19 protein-coding genes and 1 other RNA gene are annotated in these 19,295 nt (G+C 52.1%); 6 read left to right on the top strand and 14 right to left on the bottom strand.

Going from position 1 to position 19,295, the window contains the following annotated elements; genetic code table 11:
• Positions 1 to 13 precede the first annotated feature (13 nt).
• On the bottom strand, positions 14 to 538 hold the full coding sequence (locus tag EKM83_RS09775) for a TetR/AcrR family transcriptional regulator (protein ID WP_125576924.1): 525 nt from the start codon (positions 536 to 538) through the stop codon (positions 14 to 16).
• Positions 539 to 738: 200 nt separating this feature from the next.
• Here EKM83_RS09775 and EKM83_RS09770 point away from each other — a divergent pair, with 200 nt between their 5' ends.
• On the top strand, positions 739 to 1,404 hold the full coding sequence (locus tag EKM83_RS09770; protein WP_125576922.1) for a CPBP family intramembrane glutamic endopeptidase: 666 nt from the start codon (positions 739 to 741) through the stop codon (positions 1,402 to 1,404).
• Between the two features lie 59 nt (positions 1,405 to 1,463).
• On the opposite strand, the gene EKM83_RS09765 is transcribed toward EKM83_RS09770, so the two are convergent.
• The 6 genes from EKM83_RS09765 to EKM83_RS09740 all read right to left on the bottom strand — a co-directional run bounded on the left by EKM83_RS09765 (position 1,464) and on the right by EKM83_RS09740 (position 7,160).
• On the bottom strand, positions 1,464 to 1,808 hold the full coding sequence (locus EKM83_RS09765) for a hypothetical protein (protein ID WP_125576920.1): 345 nt from the start codon (positions 1,806 to 1,808) through the stop codon (positions 1,464 to 1,466).
• Between the two features lie 382 nt (positions 1,809 to 2,190).
• Positions 2,191 to 2,664 (bottom strand): 8-oxo-dGTP diphosphatase, encoded by a 474-nt coding sequence (locus EKM83_RS09760; RefSeq protein WP_125576917.1) that lies wholly within the window; start codon positions 2,662 to 2,664, stop codon positions 2,191 to 2,193.
• Complete coding sequence (locus EKM83_RS09755) at positions 2,619 to 3,737, bottom strand: acyltransferase family protein (protein WP_125576915.1); 1,119 nt, start codon at positions 3,735 to 3,737, stop codon at positions 2,619 to 2,621. The genes EKM83_RS09760 and EKM83_RS09755 overlap by 46 nt, the downstream gene beginning before the upstream one ends.
• 103 nt (positions 3,738 to 3,840) lie before the next feature.
• Positions 3,841 to 4,035 (bottom strand): hypothetical protein, encoded by a 195-nt coding sequence (locus EKM83_RS09750; RefSeq protein ID WP_125576913.1) that lies wholly within the window; start codon positions 4,033 to 4,035, stop codon positions 3,841 to 3,843.
• A 646-nt stretch (positions 4,036 to 4,681) separates the two neighbouring features.
• Complete coding sequence (locus EKM83_RS09745; protein WP_125576911.1) at positions 4,682 to 6,019, bottom strand: ammonium transporter; 1,338 nt, start codon at positions 6,017 to 6,019, stop codon at positions 4,682 to 4,684.
• Between the two features lie 220 nt (positions 6,020 to 6,239).
• Positions 6,240 to 7,160 (bottom strand): helix-turn-helix domain-containing protein, encoded by a 921-nt coding sequence (locus tag EKM83_RS09740; RefSeq protein ID WP_125576909.1) that lies wholly within the window; start codon positions 7,158 to 7,160, stop codon positions 6,240 to 6,242.
• A 127-nt stretch (positions 7,161 to 7,287) separates the two neighbouring features.
• Here EKM83_RS09740 and EKM83_RS09735 point away from each other — a divergent pair, with 127 nt between their 5' ends.
• The 3 genes from EKM83_RS09735 (at position 7,288) to EKM83_RS09725 (ending at position 11,316) form a co-directional block, all read left to right on the top strand.
• Positions 7,288 to 9,564, top strand: coding sequence for an ATP-binding cassette domain-containing protein (locus tag EKM83_RS09735; protein ID WP_125576907.1), 2,277 nt, complete (start codon positions 7,288 to 7,290; stop codon positions 9,562 to 9,564).
• A 14-nt stretch (positions 9,565 to 9,578) separates the two neighbouring features.
• Positions 9,579 to 10,229, top strand: coding sequence for a sugar O-acetyltransferase (locus tag EKM83_RS09730; protein ID WP_125576905.1), 651 nt, complete (start codon positions 9,579 to 9,581; stop codon positions 10,227 to 10,229).
• 202 nt (positions 10,230 to 10,431) lie between these two features.
• A complete protein-coding gene (locus EKM83_RS09725; RefSeq protein ID WP_125576902.1) occupies positions 10,432 to 11,316 on the top strand; it encodes an AraC family transcriptional regulator in 885 nt (294 codons plus the stop codon).
• A gap of 77 nt (positions 11,317 to 11,393) precedes the next feature.
• On the opposite strand, the gene EKM83_RS09720 is transcribed toward EKM83_RS09725, so the two are convergent.
• The 5 genes from EKM83_RS09720 to EKM83_RS09700 form a co-directional block, all read right to left on the bottom strand.
• Positions 11,394 to 11,783 carry an HIT family protein gene (locus EKM83_RS09720; RefSeq protein ID WP_125576900.1) on the bottom strand — a complete coding sequence of 130 codons (390 nt, stop codon included), beginning with the start codon at positions 11,781 to 11,783 and terminating at the stop codon, positions 11,394 to 11,396.
• 4 nt (positions 11,784 to 11,787) lie between these two features.
• Positions 11,788 to 12,930 carry a THUMP domain-containing class I SAM-dependent RNA methyltransferase gene (locus EKM83_RS09715; protein ID WP_125576898.1) on the bottom strand — a complete coding sequence of 381 codons (1,143 nt, stop codon included), beginning with the start codon at positions 12,928 to 12,930 and terminating at the stop codon, positions 11,788 to 11,790.
• Positions 12,931 to 13,134: 204 nt separating this feature from the next.
• Positions 13,135 to 13,514: RNase P RNA component class B (rnpB, locus tag EKM83_RS09710), an RNA gene on the bottom strand.
• Between the two features lie 19 nt (positions 13,515 to 13,533).
• Entirely contained in the window at positions 13,534 to 13,887 is a 354-nt protein-coding gene (gene gpsB / locus EKM83_RS09705) for a cell division regulator GpsB (protein ID WP_125576897.1), read from the bottom strand.
• Positions 13,888 to 13,942: 55 nt separating this feature from the next.
• The gene (locus EKM83_RS09700) at positions 13,943 to 14,512 is read right to left on the bottom strand and encodes a DUF1273 domain-containing protein (protein ID WP_125576895.1); all 570 of its coding nucleotides are present in this window, start codon (positions 14,510 to 14,512) and stop codon (positions 13,943 to 13,945) included.
• A gap of 251 nt (positions 14,513 to 14,763) precedes the next feature.
• On the opposite strand from EKM83_RS09700, the gene recU reads away from it, so the two are divergent.
• On the top strand, positions 14,764 to 15,366 hold the full coding sequence (gene recU / locus EKM83_RS09695) for a Holliday junction resolvase RecU (protein ID WP_125576893.1): 603 nt from the start codon (positions 14,764 to 14,766) through the stop codon (positions 15,364 to 15,366).
• Positions 15,367 to 15,410: 44 nt separating this feature from the next.
• The gene (locus EKM83_RS09690) at positions 15,411 to 17,738 is read left to right on the top strand and encodes a transglycosylase domain-containing protein (protein WP_125576891.1); all 2,328 of its coding nucleotides are present in this window, start codon (positions 15,411 to 15,413) and stop codon (positions 17,736 to 17,738) included.
• A gap of 146 nt (positions 17,739 to 17,884) precedes the next feature.
• Here the strand turns inward: EKM83_RS09690 and EKM83_RS09685 are convergent, their stop codons facing one another.
• The gene (locus EKM83_RS09685) at positions 17,885 to 18,019 is read right to left on the bottom strand and encodes a type II toxin-antitoxin system RelE family toxin (RefSeq protein ID WP_125576889.1); all 135 of its coding nucleotides are present in this window, start codon (positions 18,017 to 18,019) and stop codon (positions 17,885 to 17,887) included.
• 123 nt (positions 18,020 to 18,142) lie between these two features.
• A complete protein-coding gene (locus EKM83_RS09680) occupies positions 18,143 to 18,748 on the bottom strand; it encodes an ATP-binding cassette domain-containing protein (protein ID WP_225418653.1) in 606 nt (201 codons plus the stop codon).
• Between the last annotated feature and the right edge of the window lie 547 nt (positions 18,749 to 19,295).

Below are 19,295 nucleotides of genomic sequence, written 5' to 3'. Positions count from 1 at the left end.
CACAAGGAGCTTTTCACTCGTGATTCAACAAGCTCAGCACCTGTGTCGTCAGCCACTTAGCCGTCAGCTGGGGGTTCGGCAACTGGCACAACACCCCCACTAACAAAGTCCACACCGCCGTAGTATCGGTTGGTGAGCCAGTGACCTGGCGCTGGGCATTGACCAGGGCCAACACGGTCGTCAGGCTTTGGGGGGCCGCTAACGGTGCGGTCAACACGAAGCGAACTGCTCGTGGGTGAGCCGCCGCAAAGGCCAATAGATTGCTGACCATCCGTTGTAGCATGGCCGTTGCATCAGCCGAATCCAACACGCCAGCTCGCAACGCCGCTGCGAGCTCCTCGGTAATTTCAACCCGCAACGCTGCGAGCAAACTAGCCTTGTCAGGGAAATGCCGGTAGACTGCCGCGGGGGTCACCGCCAAAAACCGGGCAATCTGCCGCAAAGATAGCTTTTCGGCCCCCTGTTCTTCCAATTGTTGGCGCGCTTGTTGCTGGATCAGTGTGGCTAAGTTCTGCCGATGATAAGGTAATTTCGTCATGATTAAAGTCTCCTCTCAAATGTGGGTATCCCTGTGTTTATCCTTATGTTATCACTGATTACATTTAAAGTAAACAGTGATAACATGTACGTCAAATCGCCGCTATTCGTAGTGGTTCAGAAACCTAAGAGAATCTTTACGTTTATCTGTCCCATCTTGGCTTAAACTTAACTTAACCTATTAAGAGAGAAGTGTGCTGTATGTCAGAACCCGTATCAAATCGACGGCTAGCTGGACAGTTCATTGTATTTTGGTTCATCTGGCTGGTCGTTCAAATCGGGGCCAACACCCCCATCGAGCAGCACCTCAGTGGCTGGCCACAAGAGATTGCACTGGATGCCATCAAGCTGATCGTTTGGCTAGGGGCCGCCTGGTGGTTGCTCAAGCGTGCCCGCCCCGGTAACCTCAGCCTCAGTAACGCCGAACAGTGGCGACCAGCTTGGCGATTTGGCGCTGGCTACCTGGTCTGGGGGATCATCGTGGTCTACTTATTGGCCCAGTTTTGGCTGGTCCATCACGGCTTGACCGTGGCGGCCAATTTCAAGCCACAATTTTGGGGTCGGTATTTTCTAGTCGTGGGGGTCACGGAAGAATTTTTATTCCGCGGGTATTTCTTAAACGCCCTCTTACAAAAATTCTCGCTAGGTAAGGCCAACGTGCTACAAGCCCTGGCCTTTGCCAGCATGCATATTCCTCGTTACCTCACGACCGTGCCGGCGATGAGCGTTGGCGTTTGGATCAGCAATCTCCTCTCGGTCTTCATCTTGGGCCTGCTGTTCGGCTGGCTGTATGCTCGAAGCCGGTCGTTATGGCCCGGCATTGCCACGCACATGACTTGGGATATTCTGGTCACCTTATTTGGATAAACAAAAAACTGGTTCTGGGACATTTCGCCCAGAAACCAGTTTTTTTTCGACTCACCAGATTAAGCGTGCACCCGCCGCTTCAGGTAGCCTAAGAGAACACTTAAAAATGCAAACGGTAAAGCAAAGCTGAACAGTGCCGTCAATAAGACCGGTGCCACCGTTAACGTCAAAGCGACGTCAACGACCCCGACAATCAGGCTCACTACCAGTAATAGGCGCCACCAGCCACGTTTGATCTGCGGTTGATAGGTCAGCCCGTAAACCAGTAAGGTCAAAGCCGTCGTCAACAGTAAGGCCCGGTCAATCAGTGGCATTGCCAGTAGGCCAGTCAGTCCTAGTGCGACAACACTCAGCCCGATAAAGAAGTAACCGTACCAGCGTTGCGTTTGAACAGTTGATTTCACGATTATCGCTCCCTTTATCACAATCTTTACACCCTTAGTTTACACGTTTTTGTAACCGCTTACAATAGATAAACTTGTCTTGTCGTTTTCACCGATTAAAAAGCCGGGGACCACTTGTATCCCCAGCTCGTGTCTATCTACTTTAAAATGGCCGACTAAAAGTTGAAAGCTGAATTAATGTCTTGACTCCCGGAGCAACAGCGTTTTGTCCACCAGAACTAGTGAAACCAGGGCCTGCGTCAGCCAGGGTTCCGCCTGCTATGGGGAACACCTCCAGCCTGAGAAGCGGGCTTCCGGTTCGCTTTGAAGCCTGGCAAACCCCGCCAGTTTCCAAAGTCGTCCCACGCTGTAGGCTTAGCCCTAACGACCAAACAATCTCAACCTAGCGATCATCGCGTAGCGCGCCGTTCCACTCATCGCTGACGACCGCGGGCACCTCACGTCGAAAGACTCGCAGTAAGGCCGCCATGCTCTCGGCGCTCTTCTCCGGTGTCATTTCGCTCAACGGTAGCCAGCTCACCTGGCCCTCCGTGCTGGCTTGCAGTTCACCCGTGAAATCGTCACCACGATACAGTAAGCCCAGCTTGCGTTTTTGCCGACTGGCATCGAACCACTCGCAGGTCCCGCAGAAGGTCACGGCCTTTAGCCGCAGGCCCGTCTCCTCAAATACCTCGCGAATGGCGGCCTGCGCACAGCTCTCGCCGACCTCCACGTGACCGCCCGGAAAACTATGCCCCGCCTTCCAGGGGACGTTTACTTTGTCCTCGACTAAGACCCGCTTCGTGGCGGGGTCCGTGACCATGATCATCGTCACCAATTCGACCGGTTGCGTGCGGTCTGCCTTGCTTGTCGCCATCTTCTCACCGTTCCTTTCAGTCTCTGTTCGAGTAAATGTAAGCCGTACGTCGTCGCAAATGACCAGCACCACGTCAGGACGTAGCAGCCGACGATGCCCCATACGGGATGGGCAGCCGTTAACGTGCGCCCACCGAGCAACCAGATGACTTCCAGCCAAAATACGTTGGCCAGATAGGCGCGGTAGGCGTAGGTCGCTAACCAGTGAATCACCGGTAGCCAGCGTGATTGCCGGCGCTGGTGCCAATGCGCCAAACAGACCAGCAGTAAGATCACGCACAGCCCATAGCCCACCGTGGCCGGCAGGTAATAACTACTGCGATTCAGGTCGAGGGGCCTGCCCGTGTGTAACAACTGATGGTCTTGCCAGGCCCAGGTAAGGCCACCGAAAACGACCAGTCCCAACCACGTGTAACCGCGTAACCAGTGGGTCGGCGACGAGGCCAGCCCGATGCCCAATACAGCATAGACGGCAAAGCCCCAGCAAGCCCGGTCCAATAAATACCACTTGGCCGCTTGACCAGTGGGCACGGCCACACCATTGTACCAGACCAGCCAGCCGACCAGTAACAGGACCGTGACTACCCTAATTAATCCGTGATGCCGGGCCCAACCGCGGCGCAACGCCCACCACAATGGCATCAGGAAAATGATCTGGAGCATCATCGTGTTGTACCACAGGTGCGGGGCGGCATTCCCATTCACCAATTGCCAGCCAAATTGCCCCACCGTTTGAAAAGCGTGGTGCTGCTGAAGCTGAGGCAATAAGAGTAGGTACGCCAGCGACCAAACCAGCGTGGGCACCCCCAGGGCCGACCACTGTTGCCGCAAGTACTGGCCGTAATGCGGTCGCGCCGGACTCACGCGCATCGTGGTCATGACGATGCCACAAATAAAGGCTGGGGCCGTGAATTTAATCGCCAAATACACCCCCGCAATACCGCCTTGCAACTGGCGCCCGGCCGCCGTGGTCAGTGCGAAGCTCAATACCGTTTGGGCCATGACCGCCGTACAGGCAAACGCCTTCAAATAATCGCCGGTATCCGCTACCGGCGCCGCTCGTTTCTGAATCACCCTTCATCATCGCCTTTGCCTTCTATTCTAGCAAGGACTTTCCGGCGGTGTAAACCCCAGGGCAACAAAAAAGACGGCTCACCGGCCGTCCGTTATTTTTCACTTACGCTTCACGATTATCATTTTTCGTCATTTTAGTCACGACGTCTTCAATCCCGTAGCACGCTGCGCCTAATGCGGCGAAGGCTAGTGGAAAGCCGAACGCCCAAACTGGTGACTTCATCAGCAGTAACACTAAACTCAGGCCACAAACGGCCATTACGGCTAAGGCAATGACTGCCCAACGATCTTTTTTCATGATTATTCCCCCAAACTCTAAATCTAGTGTGTCCCCTAACACACCCTTAGTTTAGCAAGCCGCCAGCCAAACAGCAATCATCTGGCCCGAACTTAAGAAAGAAATTAATCTTTTTGTTCCTCACTTAACTTTCCCCGACTTCAATAGCTTAGTCACTAACTGAAGGTTGAAAAATGAAAATCAGCTAGAAGTATTGTCACCACGCGACTCATGGCGTAAGAATTAGTCGTTTACAGCTTCGTAGTTTGAGCTGGCCGCCTACCGTCCGCCAACTATGGGTGCTAGTGACGGTTGGCTTAGCCCCAGTTAGCGGCTGATTTAACAACTAGTCTTTAACTAACGCCGTCTTGCTGATAATCGCCAACTCCGCCGGAGGCAGCCAGGGTGGCGCCAGCTGTGGCAACGGTGTTGGCTGAGGTTTTGTCTCAGCCTACAGCGTGGGACGACTTTGGAGACTTGCGTTTTTGGCAAGGCTTCAAAGCGAACCGGAAGCCCGTTTCTCAGGCTGGAGGTGTTCCCCAGAGCAGGCGGAACCCTGGCTGACGCAGGCCCTGGTTTCGCTAATTTTAGTGGACAAAACGCTGTCGCTCCGGGAGTCAAGACATTAATTCACCTTTCAACCTTTAGTCATTAACTAAAGCAACACTCAATGACTACCGAAGTGGTTGGCCTGGGGATCCTGCAGGTGCTGCAGCTGGCCCTTGAACTCTTGCGAATAGCGTTCTTGGTCGGGTTGAAAGGCCGTGAGCCGTTCGCTCAAGCCGACCGTGTAATCGACTTGTTCGCCGTGTTCGCCTTGATCCAAGCCCATTTCTTCTTCGGCCGCATCGACTCGCATTGGCGTCAGTTGCCGCAAGATCAAGATCAGGGCACTGCCCATCACCGCAACCAAGGCAATCGTGATACCGGTCGCTAAGACTTGAATCCCTAACAAATGCCAGCCGCCACCGTACAACAAGCCATTTTCCCCAATTGTAGGGTTGACGGCCTTGGTCGCAAACACCCCGGTCAGGATACTGCCGACGATACCACTAACACCGTGACAACCAAAGGCGTCCAAGGCATCGTCCACACCCAATTTTGGCTTCAAGACTTGAATGAACCCGTAGCTAGCCAAGGTCGCCAAGGCGCCAATCGCCACGGAGCCCATGACCGTCACGTACCCGGCGGCTGGCGTGATGCCGACTAGCCCGCACAGCGTCCCGGTACAAACACCGACCAGCGTGGGTTTACCGGTCGTCAAAATATCCAAAAACATCCAAACAACCATCGCCGTGGCGGTCGCCACCGTACTGGTAATCGCCGCCTGCAAGGCTACGCCGTTGACTGCCAAAGCGCTACCAGCGTTAAAGCCGTACCAACCGATCCACAAAATCGCGGTCCCTAACAAGACCCAGGGCAAATTGTAGTGTTGACCCGGATGGTCCTTGGCCAGCCGTGGCCCTAGCCATGCCGACAAGACCAGCGCCGTGACCCCCGCGTTGATGTGGACCACGGTCCCACCAGCGAAGTCGAGGACGCCCAGCTTGGCTAATAACCCCAGTGGGCTCCAAACCAAGTGGACCATTGGATAGTAAATGCAGATGGACCAAGCAATCAAAAACAGCAGTAAGAACTTGAAACGAATTCGGCCGACCACCGCGCCCACGAACAATGCTGGTGTGATGATGGCAAACATCATTTGAAACAGGGAATAGGCGCCCAGTGGGATGTGGGTCGCCGTGACGCTAGCCCAGTTGACCCCCGCCATGAAGACGTGGTGTAGGTTCCCCACGATACCAGCCACATTGCCAGAAAAGGCAAGCGAGTACCCCAGAAAGACCCACAGGAGAATCGCCACCCCCGTCATGATAAAGACCGACAGCATGGTGTTGACCACATTTTTCTCTGAGACCAGGCCACCATAGAAAAAGGCTAGACCAGGAGTCATAAACAACACTAAAATACTCGCAATCAAAATGAATGCCGTGTTCGCAAGATTCATTGACGCCGCCCTCTTTACTTTTTATGTAAGGAATCCTAACACTATTTTTCAGAAAAGTCATGAGTGACTTTCTCAAAGGCAGCGGTTAAATACGACGTTGAACGAACCAAACGGCGGTGGCACAAGTGTTTTCACGAATTTCTTAAGATTTGAAAGCTGTGTTAGGATTTCTGACATTTCAGTATTGAACGCGCACATCAAGGCCCCAGCGCCGTCCTAGTTACGCATTTTCTTGAGCCATCTTTGCCTGATATTGCCGGGGAGTCATCCCAAAGCGCGCCCGAAATTTGCGCCCGAAATAGCTAGCCGTTTTAAACCCGCAGGAGACCGCAATGTCCGCCAGTGTTCGCTGCGTATCCGTCAATAGCATCGTGGCCATGGACATTCGATAGTCGGTCACGTACTGCGTCGGCGTCTTGTGCAGCGTTGCCTTAAAAATCCGAAAACACTCGGCACGACTGATGTGGGCCTGCTGGGCCAATTCATCGATCAAGATGTCTCGCCGGTAATTCTCGTGCACGAAGCGAATGATTCGTTTGAGTCGTCCATCCGTCTTAGTTGAGCCGCCCAATTCGGCCGCTTCGGGGCGTGATTGAATCGCAATGATGAGATGACGCCAGATGTGCATGGTCAACTCCAACCCCTGTAATTCGTAGGTGATTCCCGCTTCTGGTAGCGCGCACAGTTTTTGAATACTGGCAATAATCTCCCGGTTCTGCGGGTCATGGGGTGGCAGAAACAACCCGGACAATCCTGATTGGGCAATTGGTTCCAGTACTTGCTCTCCGAAGGCGTCAAATAATTTCAACTTGAAAATAGTCTTCGATAACACAAAACAGTCGATGACCGTATTGGCCACTAATGCCTTAGCGCTATGCAAGACGTTGGCGTTGATGAAGATACCTTCTCCCGGATGCAGCACCACGTCTTGCGGCCCATCTGCTCCGCCGTAAAGTGTATACCGCAATTTTCCCTGTGTGACCACGCCAAACTCGTACTCCTCATGCCAGTGACAATCCCATTCCCGCTGATAGTAGTCATCGAAATGGTCCACACAAATCGACAAGGGGATGACGTGATTATCATAGGTAATGTGCTCGCGCAAGTCGCTTTCTAACTGAATCAATTTTCTCTGTGGCATAGCATCCTCCTGAACGTGTTTGATACGATAGTGACATCATTCTTCGCAAATGTGGCTTTTATTCCGTTATTCATGTCACTATAATATCACATATTGACTAAAAAATTCGCATAGGAGGGGCGTCATCATGTCCACTTACCTGGAAGATCCCATCACCATCAGCAATGCTCACGAGCACAATTTGAAAAACATCTCACTCAGCATCCCCAAGAATCAAATCGTCGTCTTCACCGGTGTCTCCGGTTCTGGCAAAAGCTCATTGGTTTTTGACACCCTAGCTGTTGAGAGCCAGCGTCAATGGCAAGCATCCTACTCGCAATACATTCGCAACAAGATGCCGCACTACACCCGCCCCCAGGTCGATCAGATTCAAAATCTCACCCCGGCCATCGTCATTCGCCAGCGGGCCACGACACCTAGTGGGCGTTCTACGGTCGGCACTATCGTGGATACCGCACCGCTACTCCGCCTGTTGTTCTCCCGAATCGGCCATCCCAGCGCCGGTGGCTCTATGGCGTATTCCTTAAACCACCCGGCCGGCATGTGTCCCGTTTGTACCGGCCTCGGTAAACGACAGGAGCTCAACGCCGATAGTCTATTTGACCCGACCAAGAGCTTAGCTGAGGGCGCCATCACCTTCAGTCAATTCAGCGCTAGTTGGCAAAGCACCCTGTATACCGATAATTCTGTCTTAGACCCCCACAAACAATTACGTGACTTCACGCCAGCCGAATGGCAGTTTCTTCGCGACGGCCCGCAAGACCCCCTCAAGGTCGAGATTCGTTCAAACACTTCGGGACGCGTCGATCAAGTCGCCTATGAAGGCGTCATCCCCCGGTTCAAGCGTCTGTATCTCAATCGCGACATCGGGAAACTCGCCAAGAAACTCCGCACTGAGATTACCCAACACATCACGACCGTCCCTTGTACGGCCTGCCAGGGAACTGGACTGAATGCCAAGGCCTTAGCCTCTAAGATCAACGGCCACAACATCATCGACATGATGCGACTCACCGTCGAACAGCTGCTGACCATCTTGACCGGTATCACTGAACCCCGGGGCATCTCCCTGGTCAATCAGTTGACCACCACGCTTCAGCGCATGGTCGATATCGGCATTGGCTATTTGCCTTTAGCCCGGCCCGCTAACACCTTGTCCGGCGGCGAATTACAACGGCTCAAAATCGTCCGTAATCTCGGTGGTAGCCTGAATAACATCACCTATATCTTCGACGAACCTACGACCGGTCTCCACCCCGCAGATATTCGCAAAATCGGGACCATGCTGCAGCAGTTGCGCGACGCCCATAACAACGTGCTGGTCGTCGAACACGCCCCGCAGATCATGCGGCTTGCCGACCAACTCATTGATATTGGTCCCTTGGCCGGCAGCCAGGGTGGTGAGATTAGCTACCAGGGATCCGTCGCCAATATTCAACAGTTGTCGACCCCGACTGGCGAGGCGTTACGCCGCCGCCTCACCGTGAATCCAACGCCGCGACCGTGGCACGACAGCTACGCGATCACCGATGCCCATCGACACAACCTCAAACACCTTAACGTTTCGATTCCTAAACAGGTGTTGACCGCAGTGACCGGTGTCGCAGGTTCGGGAAAAAGTACGCTGATCAGCAAAGAATTCGTCGCACAACATCCGCAGACAATCACCATCAACCAGCAACCCATTGGCACTTCCATTCGTTCGACCCCCGCGACGTATACGGGGGTCATGGATGACATCCGCAAGCTTTTCGGCCAGGCCAATGGCGTTTCGCCGTCATGGTTCAGCTTCAATGCCAAAGGGGCCTGCCCTATCTGTCATGGCAAGGGGGTCATCAAATATGACATGGCCTTCGCCGACGCGGTCGAGGTCACTTGCGAAGCGTGTCAAGGTCGCCGCTACAACTCCCAGGCACTCAGCTATCGCTTTCAAGGAAAGTCGATTGAACAGGTCTTAGCACTGACGATTGCCCAAGCTCTTGACTTCTTCAACGACGCGAAAATTACGGCTAAACTGACCGGCTTGGCCAACGTCGGTCTCGACTACCTGACATTGGGCCAACCAACCAGCACCCTGTCTGGCGGTGAAACTCAACGGATCAAGATCGCCGCTGAATTACAAAAGCAGGGGGCTACTTACGTTTTGGATGAACCCAGCGCGGGCCTGCACCCTCAAGACGTTCAGGTCCTCTTACGACTACTACGCCAATTGGTCACCAACCAAAACACCGTCATCTTGATCGAGCACAATTTAGACCTCATCAGCCAAGCGGATTGGGTCATTGACCTCGGTCCCCACGGCGGCGAACGCGGTGGCCAGCTCAACTTTGCGGGAACCCCCGCTGATTTATTAACTTGTCAAAATTCGCTGACCGCAAAATATCTGCGGCTAGCCACTAACTAAAGGAGCGTAAACTTATGATCTCACCAGAAAAAATTAACCAATTCAAACAACTCACGAACTCAGGCGACATCTACGCCAGCATGGATGATGAATTCATCACCTACCAGCACACTCTGGTCCAAAAAGTCTTAGACTATAACAATACTGCCGAAACACCGGCTGGTCTCCAAACACGCGAACGTCTCCTGCGCGACATGGTCGGCACCTACGGCCAAAACCTTTACGTCATCCCCCCAATCTATGCGAACTCCGGCTTGAGCAATGTGCATTTCGGCCAAAACGTTGTGATCAACTTCAACTGTAACTTCGTAGACGACGGCGATATTTATATCGGTGACGACTGTATGGTCGGCCCCGGCGTGACGTTCGCTACCGCACTACACCCAATTTCACCTAAATTGCGGCGCCACAAGTTGCAGTTCAACCACCCCATTCGGCTGGGCAACAATATCTGGGTCGGCGCCAACGCCACGATCCTACCCGGCGTCACCATTGGCGATAACGCCGTCGTGGGAGCCGGTAGTGTCGTGACCAAGGACGTGGCTGCCAACACGATCGTCGTCGGTAATCCTGCTAGAAAGCTACGCGACATCACCCCTGACGACGATGTCTTCTACGAAAAGGGCAAACGCGTTCCGCAAGAAATTCAGGACCGTTATTTGTAAAATTAAGTTTTAGGGGACCGGAGACAAATTGTTTCGGGTCCTTTTTGCGACCAACGTTTACCAAAAGATTTGCCGCCCCGTCTTGGCCCTGATGTTGTACACTAAAAGTATCAGTAATTATCCGACCAAATTTGACCGCCACTTATCAAGTCCGACGGTGACTTATCGGATAGACTGAAGCTTGAAATGAAGGGGGATTTCCATGCAACCATTCAACCAGCTCATCGACTACATCGAAGACCACCTGACAGACGATATCTCGTTTTCGGTCGTTGCACATCAGGTCGGTCTATCAGAATACCATCTGCGCCGGACCTTTTCCTTTATCGCTGGCATGTCGCTCCATGATTACGTCCACAACCGACGGCTAGCCGCGGCCAATGGTGATTTGGTCAATGGCCAAGCCGTCACCACCGTGGCCTTTAAGTACGGCTATCAGTCCGTTGAGGGATTCTCCCGAGCCTTTCGTAACTGGAGCGGCCATCTTCCATCTGAAGTCCGTCAGAGCGGCTTGCAGAAGACCTTCCCTAGACTCTCATTTCACCTCGAAATCAAAGGAGGCATTCCCATGAACTTCAAAATTGAACAGAAACCCGCCTTTAACCTAGTCGGTGTCACCAAGCGTATCCCTATTCAGTTTTCCGGACAAAACCCCGCCATCCAAGCGCTGGCACAAAGCATCACTCCCGCGCAAAAAAGCCATATGCACGCGCTAGGTGATCTCTACCCCCATCAGGTTTTAAACGCGTCTTACGCCTTTGATGACGGCCGGTTAGTCGAGCAAGGTCAACTTACCCAGTTGATTGGATTTGCCACCACCCAGGAAAACCCCTATGCTGACTTGACCCAGCTGGCGGTTTCCCGCCACACTTGGGCTATCTTCCCGAACCAGGGTCCCTTCCCGCAACGGCTTCAAGAGACCTGGGGCCGCATTTACAGCGAGTGGTTACCTACTTCTGGCTACGAATTGGTCGATGCGCCCGAGATTTCTTTTTCTCAGTTCGGTAGCGCCGATGTAAAAAGTGAAATATGGATTGCCGTGACCCCTCAATCGCGACAACCCACAGTGGGCGATTCAGTGTCTTGAAATATGAAGTATACATTCAAAAAGAGTGACCAACCATCATTAGGATTAACAATGGTTGGTCACTTTTTAGTTTGCGCTTATTTTCGCTTCGTCCCTAGACGGCGCACCGCCCGCGGAATCATCTTGCGAATTCCGCCGCGCGGGTCCTTAACATCCCCCACATACCGGGGAATCAGGTGAATGTGGGCATGCATCACGGTCTGCCCGGCAGCCGCATCGACGTTGATGCCAATGTTGTAACCGGCCGGCGCGAATTTTTCATCCAACAGTGCCTTGGCCTGAAACGTCAAGTCATCCATGGCCTGACGAGTGGTCGCTGGCACATCGAAGTACGTGGCGTAATGCTGCTTGGGCACGATCAGCAGGTGGCCCCTGCGCACGGGATGAATATCCCAAAAGGCCTTGGCCAGGTCATTTTCCAACACGATTTCACTCTTTTGGCAAAAAACACAATCCGCTTCGATCATGGGCTTAGTCCCGGTGCCGTGGTTGCCGCTTGGCCCAGAACTGGAAGTAGTCCGTCCGTAGCGCCCCGTTGTAGAGTTTCCGCGTCTTAGTGGCCTTTTGACCGTAGAAGTGTTCAAACTCCAGGTCGGCGGTCAAAATGTATTTCGACCAGTCCGTCAACGGCTTGAAAACTTGACCCATCTGCTTGTAAAGCTCACGCACGGAAGCCTGGTCGCTCAGCCGTTCCCCGTATGGTGGGTTGGCCACGATGACCCCGTGCTTGAGGTCCGTCTTGAAGTCTTGTACGGCCAATTGACTGAAGGTCACGTCTTGAGACAAGCCAGCCTCTTGGGCGTTACGCTTGGCGATGGCGACCATGTTCTCATCGATATCGGTCCCAAAGATCTGGAGCGGCGTGTCGTAGTCGGCTTTGGCGTCAGCTTCGTCACGTAACTTGTCGCTGAGTTCTTGGGGAACCCAATCCCAGCTTTCGCAAGTGAAATCCCGGTTAAAGCCCGGTGCTAGATTGCGACCAATCATTGCGGCTTCGATGGGAATCGTCCCGGACCCACACACGGGATCCCAGAACGGCATGTCTTTGTGCCAACTGGTCAAAGCAATCAAGGCGGCTGCCATATTTTCCTTCAGTGGCGCGCCCCCCTTGCCGACCCGGTAACCACGCTTGAACAGGCTAGAACCGGTCGTGTCTAACGTCAACATCACGTGGTCCTTGTCGATCATGACTTCCAGCGGGTAAGTGGCCCCTGTTTCGGGCATCCGCGTCCGCCGGTGATAGACGGCCGCGAGCTTAGTGGCGACCGCCTTTTTCACGATGGCTTGGGCGTCGGGCACACTGTGCAATTGCGACTTCTTGGAGCGCCCTTCGACGGGAAATGCCGCGTCCATTGGCAACAGTTCATCCCAGGCCACGGCCTTGGTGGCTTCAAACAGCTCATCAAAGGTCACAGCATCAAATTCGGCCACGATGATCCGCACCCGGTCGGCCGTCCGGAGCCACAGGTTAGCCCGCAACACGTCTTCAATCGTGCCGTCAAACCGCACCCGGCCATTTTCGACTTGGGTCTCGTACCCCAGGTCCCGTAATTCACGGCCAGCAATGGCTTCGATTCCACTGGCAGTGGCCGCGTATAAATGAAATTTCTTCATGTAAGTTGTACTCCTTCAATTTGGCTCTTTTAAGCCGGTCAGTTAACTTTCTACCTAGCCTATTTTACCATCTTATCCGGTCACCTGATACCACTCTGGCGAAATAGTTCTGGATTCGCCGACAGGCCCGGCTAGCCAGTCACTTTAAATTTACGTACAAAAAAAGGCGGGAGCAAGCTCCCACCCACCTGACATGGTGTAAATCCCTGTAAGCCATGTTTTGTACCACCCAGCCGTTTCAGGCAAACGACTGACTGGCAGTAATCATCTATCTCGAGAGTTTCCTCTCCCCCCACATTTCGTTCATTTCCATATGTGAAGCGCCCCTACCAAAAGTTTGGGTTGCCCGCTCGAGGGGTTTACCGCGTTCCACCGCCTAAGTTTCCTTAGACGTATCGTCACTGTGGCACTTTTCAGGGATACTAGGGCATAGCCGAAGCCGTAGCCGTGTTTTCCCGCCGTAACGTTATTGCTAACGTCCCCCGGCTTATTTTTTCACCGAGCACGAACACTACAGACATCGCAGTCTGTGCGAGCATGGACTTTCCTCAGCCGACTTAAGCCGACCGCGATTACTCAGGATTTACACCAGTCTTTATAATTCTACAAACGATGTGACTCGTTTGGATCATTATCTAATTGTGAGCCGAAAACGTGCCGTTCCAAATTGGAGAGCCGCTTCAAAATGTCCATATTGGTGACACTTGAAGTTGCTTGGCTGGTTGTGGTGGCAGCGGGCTGACTAGCGCCAACTTGTACTTGGCGGGTCAATTCGTCGACCTTGGCCAACAACCGTTCGTTTTCGTCTTGAAGCCGTTGATTCTCCTTCACAAAAGTGTCATAGTCCTTGATGACGTTATCCAAGAAGCTGTCAACGTCGTCAGGATCATAACCGCGCATCTTTTGACGGAATTGCTTTTGCAAAATCTCTTTAGGAGTGAAATTAACGTTTTCCATCGATCATTACACCTCGTTATCGTAATCAAACCGGCGATATCTATAATACCAGTTTTTATTCCATTTGGGAACCATTATTTAAATTTTCTTGATATTCATTGGCACTTTCTTGTAGCCAGTCCATATCAATCAGGGTCAACGGGTACGCATGTTGCTCGCCAAAACGCTGTATGGCGCGGTAATCGTACTGTGGTTTTCCTTCATGCTCTAAATCATAAACCATTACGGCCTCATCTGTATGGGTCAACATAAATTCTTGATAGTTTCTTAACTGTTGGGGCCCATGATAAGGTTGTTCACTAACGGATTGGTGAAAATCTACTCGGCTGGCCAGTTGCGCGTACAAACTGCGGTTGGCCTCATTCCAATTGCTGCCAAATTCCGCAAACGGCGTCATCATCGCAATCTTTAGTTCTGGGTAGTCTGCCTTCAAGGCCAGACCAACTTCAGCGGCCCACTGCTCGGTCCCCAGTTGACCACCCGTAATCAGCCAGTCCGTGCCATTTTCAATCTTATTGATCAAGACCTGCTTGAGGGTGGCCTTGATCACCAGGAGTTTCGGGTCTTGACTGCCGAAAATCCCCAGCTCATAACTGCGGTAACCCGTCAACCATAACCGACTCATGTCACTCCCCCTTTAAGTGTACCTCACTAGTGTAGCGAAAAAAATCGCGCGACGCAATTAAATTCCGGTTAAATTCGGGGAATTTGACCATTTATAGACCAGTTAGAGTTTTTATTTCTGGGTCAGCTTGGTATAATATCAATAACTGGGCCACCAGACTGTTCAGCCCGTTGCCGCCGGCGTTGTGTCAAACGGCGCTCAGGCCCGGGGCTGCGCAGATGTTTTTTTCAGGCAAGGAGTGTGAGGAGTCAATGACTATTCGGTATCCCAATGGGAATGCCTATCAAGCACCAGCAACACCAACGGGGCCCAAGTTTCCCAGCACCTACACCAACTATGGCAAACGGGGAATGACGTTGGAAGAGGAACTGAACGAAAGCAATACCTACTATGAAGTAACGGGTCAGGCCGTCGTTCACAAGAAACCGACCCCCATCAAGATCGTCAAGGTCGACTACCCCAAGCGTAGCGCGGCGGTCATCAAAGAAGCCTACTTCAGTACCGCCTCGACCACCGACTACAACGGCGTTTACCAGGGACACTACCTGGATTTTGACGCCAAGGAGACCCGGAACAAATCCGCGTTTCCCCTCAAGAACTTTCATCAACACCAGATCGACCACATGCGGGCCTGTTCCGCGCAAGGCGGAATTTGTTTTGCTATTATTAAATTTGTCACTCGCCAAGAAGTCTTCTTGTACAGAGCGACGGACCTGTATGCCTTTTGGGATGCGCAACAAACCGGTGGTCGCAAGTCGATCCCTTACGCCGATATCGCGGCTAAGGGTATTCAAATCACCGCAGAGCTTCAGTTACCCATCCCCTATCTCAAAGCCGTGGATCAACTGCTCTAGCACCTCAGAGTGGCCAAACACGTTAAAACGCAAAGGAGATTACCATGTCTAGTAACAATCAAACCCGCCAGACGCGCATGAGCCGCAATGCCGAGCGGACTCCCAGCGGTCCGCAAAAGCCGCACACGGGTTGGCGGACTTTCCGCCGTATCTTATTTGTCATCGTCGCCATCGTGGTCTTGGGCCTGCTGGCTGGCGCTGGGTTGTTCTTCTTCTACGCCCAAAGCGCCCCGAAGATCACCGCGGGCGCCCTGTCCAGTGACACCTCGACGCGCGTCTACGATGCCAACGGCCGGGTGATTTCCCGGTTGGGGGCGCAGAACCGGAATTACGTCAAAAATAAAAACATTCCGGACACCTTGAAAAAAGCCGTCGTTTCGACCGAAGACCGGCGTTTCTATAAGAACAACGGGGTCGACCCGATTCGAATCATGGGGGCGGCCTTCGCCAACGTCACTGGCTCTTCGCTGGGGATGCAAGGTGGGAGTACGTTGACCCAACAACTGGTCAAGCTGTCCGTCTTCTCAACGGCCGCTTCCGACCGGACCTTGAAGCGTAAGGCCCAAGAAGCCTGGTTAGCCCTCAAGGTGGATCATGATTACTCCAAGAACCAAATTTTGGAATACTACATTAACAAGGTTTACATGGGTAACGGCGTCTACGGCATGCAGACGGCCGCACAATACTACTACGGTAAGACGCTCAAGCACCTCGACTTGGCGCAGTTGGCCTTGCTGGCCGGGATGCCACAGTCACCTACCAACTATGACCCAACGACCTACCCCGCTTTAGCGAAGAAACGGCGGGACCTGGTCTTAGAGGCCATGGCCAAAAACAACGTCATCACCTCCGCCCAGGCGCAACAAGCCGAAGCTACCAGCATCAGTGCTGGCTTGACCAAGACTCACAAGTCGACCAGCACCAACCCCAAGACCACCAAGGTCATTGACGCCTACCTCAAGCAGGTTTACGCCGAGTTGAAGTCTAAAGGCTACAACACCACGACCGGGGGCTTGAAAGTCTACACTAACCTCGATATGGGCGCGCAAAAGCGGTTGTACGATATCGTCAACGGCACTGGCTACATCAGCTTCCCATCCGACAATTTCCAGGTCGGGTCGACCATTGTCAATCCAAACAACGGTCAAGTCGTCGCCATGATTGGTGGTCGGAAGACTGGCAACGTGACCTTCGGGTTGAACCGTGCCGTCCAAACGGACCGGTCCAGTGCCTCGACGGCTAAGCCTTTGATGGACTACGGTCCGGCCATTGAGCACCTGTACTACCCGACTTATGAACCCGTCAAGGATACGGCCTTCACCTACCCTGGGACGGATAAGAACCTTTACGACTGGGACCGGCGCTACCAAGGGACCATCACCATGCGCAAAGCCCTGGTCGAATCCCGAAACATCCCTGCCGTTCGGACCTTACAAAACGTCGGCATCAAACGGGCCACGGCCTTCCTGAAAGGCTTGGGGATGACGTTTGACAAGACGCTGACCCTGCAAAATGGGATTGGCCTGTACATTTCCTCCGAACAAGAAGCGGCGGCCTACGCGGCATTTGCTAACGGCGGGACCTACTACAAGCCCTACCTGGTCTCCAAGGTCGTCACCCAAGACGGCAAGGCCCACAAGTACAGTGCGACTGGCAAACGCGCCATGTCCGCGGCCACGGCCTTCATGTTGACGGATATGATGAAGGGAGTCATGACCAACGAAAATGGCTCCGGACGTTCAGCGGCCATTTCCGGGCTGTATCAAGCCGGGAAGACCGGGACGGACTCTTACCCTGACGACTATGCGGACAAGGTCCCAGACGGCGCAACCATGGACTCCTGGTTCACGGGTTACACCAAGAACTACGCCGTCTCCGTTTGGACTGGTTATGACAAGCAGTTCCAGACCGGCCATTACGTCAGTGAGGCCCAAACGACCATCGCCCAAGAGATCTACAAGTACGAAATGTCCTACCTGGCTAGCAAGTCCACCAACACGGATTGGACGGCCCCTAGCACGGTCACCGAGACCACGCAGAACGGGTCGAAGGAGTACTACATCACGGGTCACGCCGGCACGGTCGCCGATACCACAGCGACGAGTCAATACGGCTCGACCAATACCACAAGTTCGTCGGCCTACAGTAGCAACAATCAGGTCACGACCAACTCCAACACCACCCAGACCAGCTCCTCGACTACGGAATCCAGTACCAGCAAGGAATCCTCTAGCACTGAGCAAACACCTGGTGGCGGCAATGCGGGGGATGACGATGACAATACGACGAGCAACTCCACGTCGACTACGGAATCCTCATCAGCCACGACGACTACGCAAAAGAGCCCTGACAAGAGTAACGACGATGATTAACTGAATGACAAACGCGCCCCCGCACCGGTCGATGGACCTGGTGTGGGGACGCGTTTTTTAATTAAGAAGCTTGAGAAGTTGGCTATCTATCGTTCGCCAAATAGGCGCAACGAAACCATAATCCCCGTTCAGTTTCAGGATTATCATTACTTTTTTGGCTGATGAATCATCCGTCGATGACCTACAGCAATAATCTCAATGACAACTTCGTGTTCTTTGATAACAGCTATCAGTCGATAATTGCCAACGCGATAACGCCAATATCCAGAATAGTTTGCCATCAATTAGTACCATAATTTCAGTCTCTCGTGGCAATCTGCACGCTTGTGTTCCATTCTGAGAAGCCTTACACTATCATCAACCAATCCAATACCACGAATATTTACTGCTATCCGTTTGTAATCTTAGCTCAGATGAACAACCTCATCAGACTTTGCCAACACAGACTGAGAATGAGTTGTAACGATTACTACCTTGCCCATCTGAGCAAAGTTCCTTAGACTATCCAGTACCATATTCTCATTCTCAGCATCTAAAGCTCCAGTCGGCTCATCAGCCAAAATTATCGGAGGATCTTTCAGTAACATTCTAGCTAATGCAACACGCTGGCATTCGCCGCCAGATAATGTAAAAACCTTTCGATTCAAGTAAGATTCATCTAAACCAAACTGCTTTAACGCTAACTCTAATTGTTCTAAACCATACTTTTTAGTAATCACTAGGTTAGCTTTTACTGTCTCGTCATCAATGAGCGCGTAGTTTTGAAATAGATACCCTAAGTAGTCACGTAAGTAACGGCGGTTGTTAATATCACTAATGTTCTGGTCTCGAAAGTGAATAGTTCCACTATCTAAGCTCTCTAGGGTGGCAATACAATTCAACAACGTTGATTTACCGGCACCCGATGCACCTGAAATTGCATAAATTTTCCCCGGCTGAAACTTCAGGCTCAGGTCCTCGAAAATTTGGTGGCCATTAAAAGCTTTTGCAGCCATTGATATTTTTAACATTAGTTGTCTCCCTTCAGACTAGCCCCAATGTGCGTAATATTTTTCTTGGATTTAACGTAGAAAATCAAAAACGTAATTAGAGAATCGACAAGATAATACACTGATGTAAGATGTAAACTCTGACTAATAATCAGACTAGCCATCCATTCACTAATGATCAGTGCAGCCAAGACTAGTCCAAACCTATAGTGTGTCTTCAATAAGGACTGACCCATTAGCGTGCGTATTGCATGAGTGCGCTGATAGATTCCAAAGTAGAGAGAACATGCCAACACACATTCAAAAACAAACAACCCAACCATTAACCCCAAAATAATTGATAACTGCATCACCTTTGACCGTTGCTCTTGATATATTTTACTAGCATAACTCTTAATATTGGTATATCCCCCAATATGTTGAGAGCGTAAAATATCTTGTGTAAATGCATAAAAGATTTCTGAATTGTATAGAAATAGGGAATGCCTTCCCTTATGATATTTAGTAATCACAGAAAACATCACAGGAGGCATTCCCCATGAATGAACTTACCACAGAAATTATCGCT

The sequence above is a fragment of the Levilactobacillus angrenensis genome (assembly GCF_003946085.1).
In the GTDB taxonomy this organism is placed as follows: domain Bacteria; phylum Bacillota; class Bacilli; order Lactobacillales; family Lactobacillaceae; genus Levilactobacillus; species Levilactobacillus angrenensis.
Note: the sequence above shows the minus strand (reverse complement) of the source record. Positions and strands in the feature narration are given on the sequence as shown.

Bases quoted from the DNA above. Each gene is read 5' to 3' on its own strand.
- EKM83_RS09770 (WP_125576922.1), top strand. From the start codon at position 739: ATGTCAGAACCCGTATCAAATCGACGGCTAGCTGGACAGTTCATTGTA.
- EKM83_RS09690 (WP_125576891.1), top strand. From the start codon at position 15,411: ATGTCTAGTAACAATCAAACCCGCCAGACGCGCATGAGCCGCAATGCC.
- EKM83_RS09760 (WP_125576917.1), bottom strand. From the start codon at position 2,664: ATGGCGACAAGCAAGGCAGACCGCACGCAACCGGTCGAATTGGTGACG.
- EKM83_RS09700 (WP_125576895.1), bottom strand. From the start codon at position 14,512: ATGAGTCGGTTATGGTTGACGGGTTACCGCAGTTATGAGCTGGGGATT.
- EKM83_RS09720 (WP_125576900.1), bottom strand. From the start codon at position 11,783: ATGATCGAAGCGGATTGTGTTTTTTGCCAAAAGAGTGAAATCGTGTTG.
- EKM83_RS09715 (WP_125576898.1), bottom strand. From the start codon at position 12,930: ATGAAGAAATTTCATTTATACGCGGCCACTGCCAGTGGAATCGAAGCC.
- EKM83_RS09745 (WP_125576911.1), bottom strand. From the start codon at position 6,019: ATGAATCTTGCGAACACGGCATTCATTTTGATTGCGAGTATTTTAGTG.
- recU (WP_125576893.1), top strand. From the start codon at position 14,764: ATGACTATTCGGTATCCCAATGGGAATGCCTATCAAGCACCAGCAACA.
- EKM83_RS09685 (WP_125576889.1), bottom strand. From the start codon at position 18,019: ATGGCAAACTATTCTGGATATTGGCGTTATCGCGTTGGCAATTATCGA.
- gpsB (WP_125576897.1), bottom strand. From the start codon at position 13,887: ATGGAAAACGTTAATTTCACTCCTAAAGAGATTTTGCAAAAGCAATTC.
- EKM83_RS09740 (WP_125576909.1), bottom strand. From the start codon at position 7,160: ATGCCACAGAGAAAATTGATTCAGTTAGAAAGCGACTTGCGCGAGCAC.
- EKM83_RS09775 (WP_125576924.1), bottom strand. From the start codon at position 538: ATGACGAAATTACCTTATCATCGGCAGAACTTAGCCACACTGATCCAG.
- EKM83_RS09730 (WP_125576905.1), top strand. From the start codon at position 9,579: ATGATCTCACCAGAAAAAATTAACCAATTCAAACAACTCACGAACTCA.
- EKM83_RS09735 (WP_125576907.1), top strand. From the start codon at position 7,288: ATGTCCACTTACCTGGAAGATCCCATCACCATCAGCAATGCTCACGAG.
- EKM83_RS09750 (WP_125576913.1), bottom strand. From the start codon at position 4,035: ATGAAAAAAGATCGTTGGGCAGTCATTGCCTTAGCCGTAATGGCCGTT.
- EKM83_RS09680 (WP_225418653.1), bottom strand. From the start codon at position 18,748: ATGTTAAAAATATCAATGGCTGCAAAAGCTTTTAATGGCCACCAAATT.
- EKM83_RS09725 (WP_125576902.1), top strand. From the start codon at position 10,432: ATGCAACCATTCAACCAGCTCATCGACTACATCGAAGACCACCTGACA.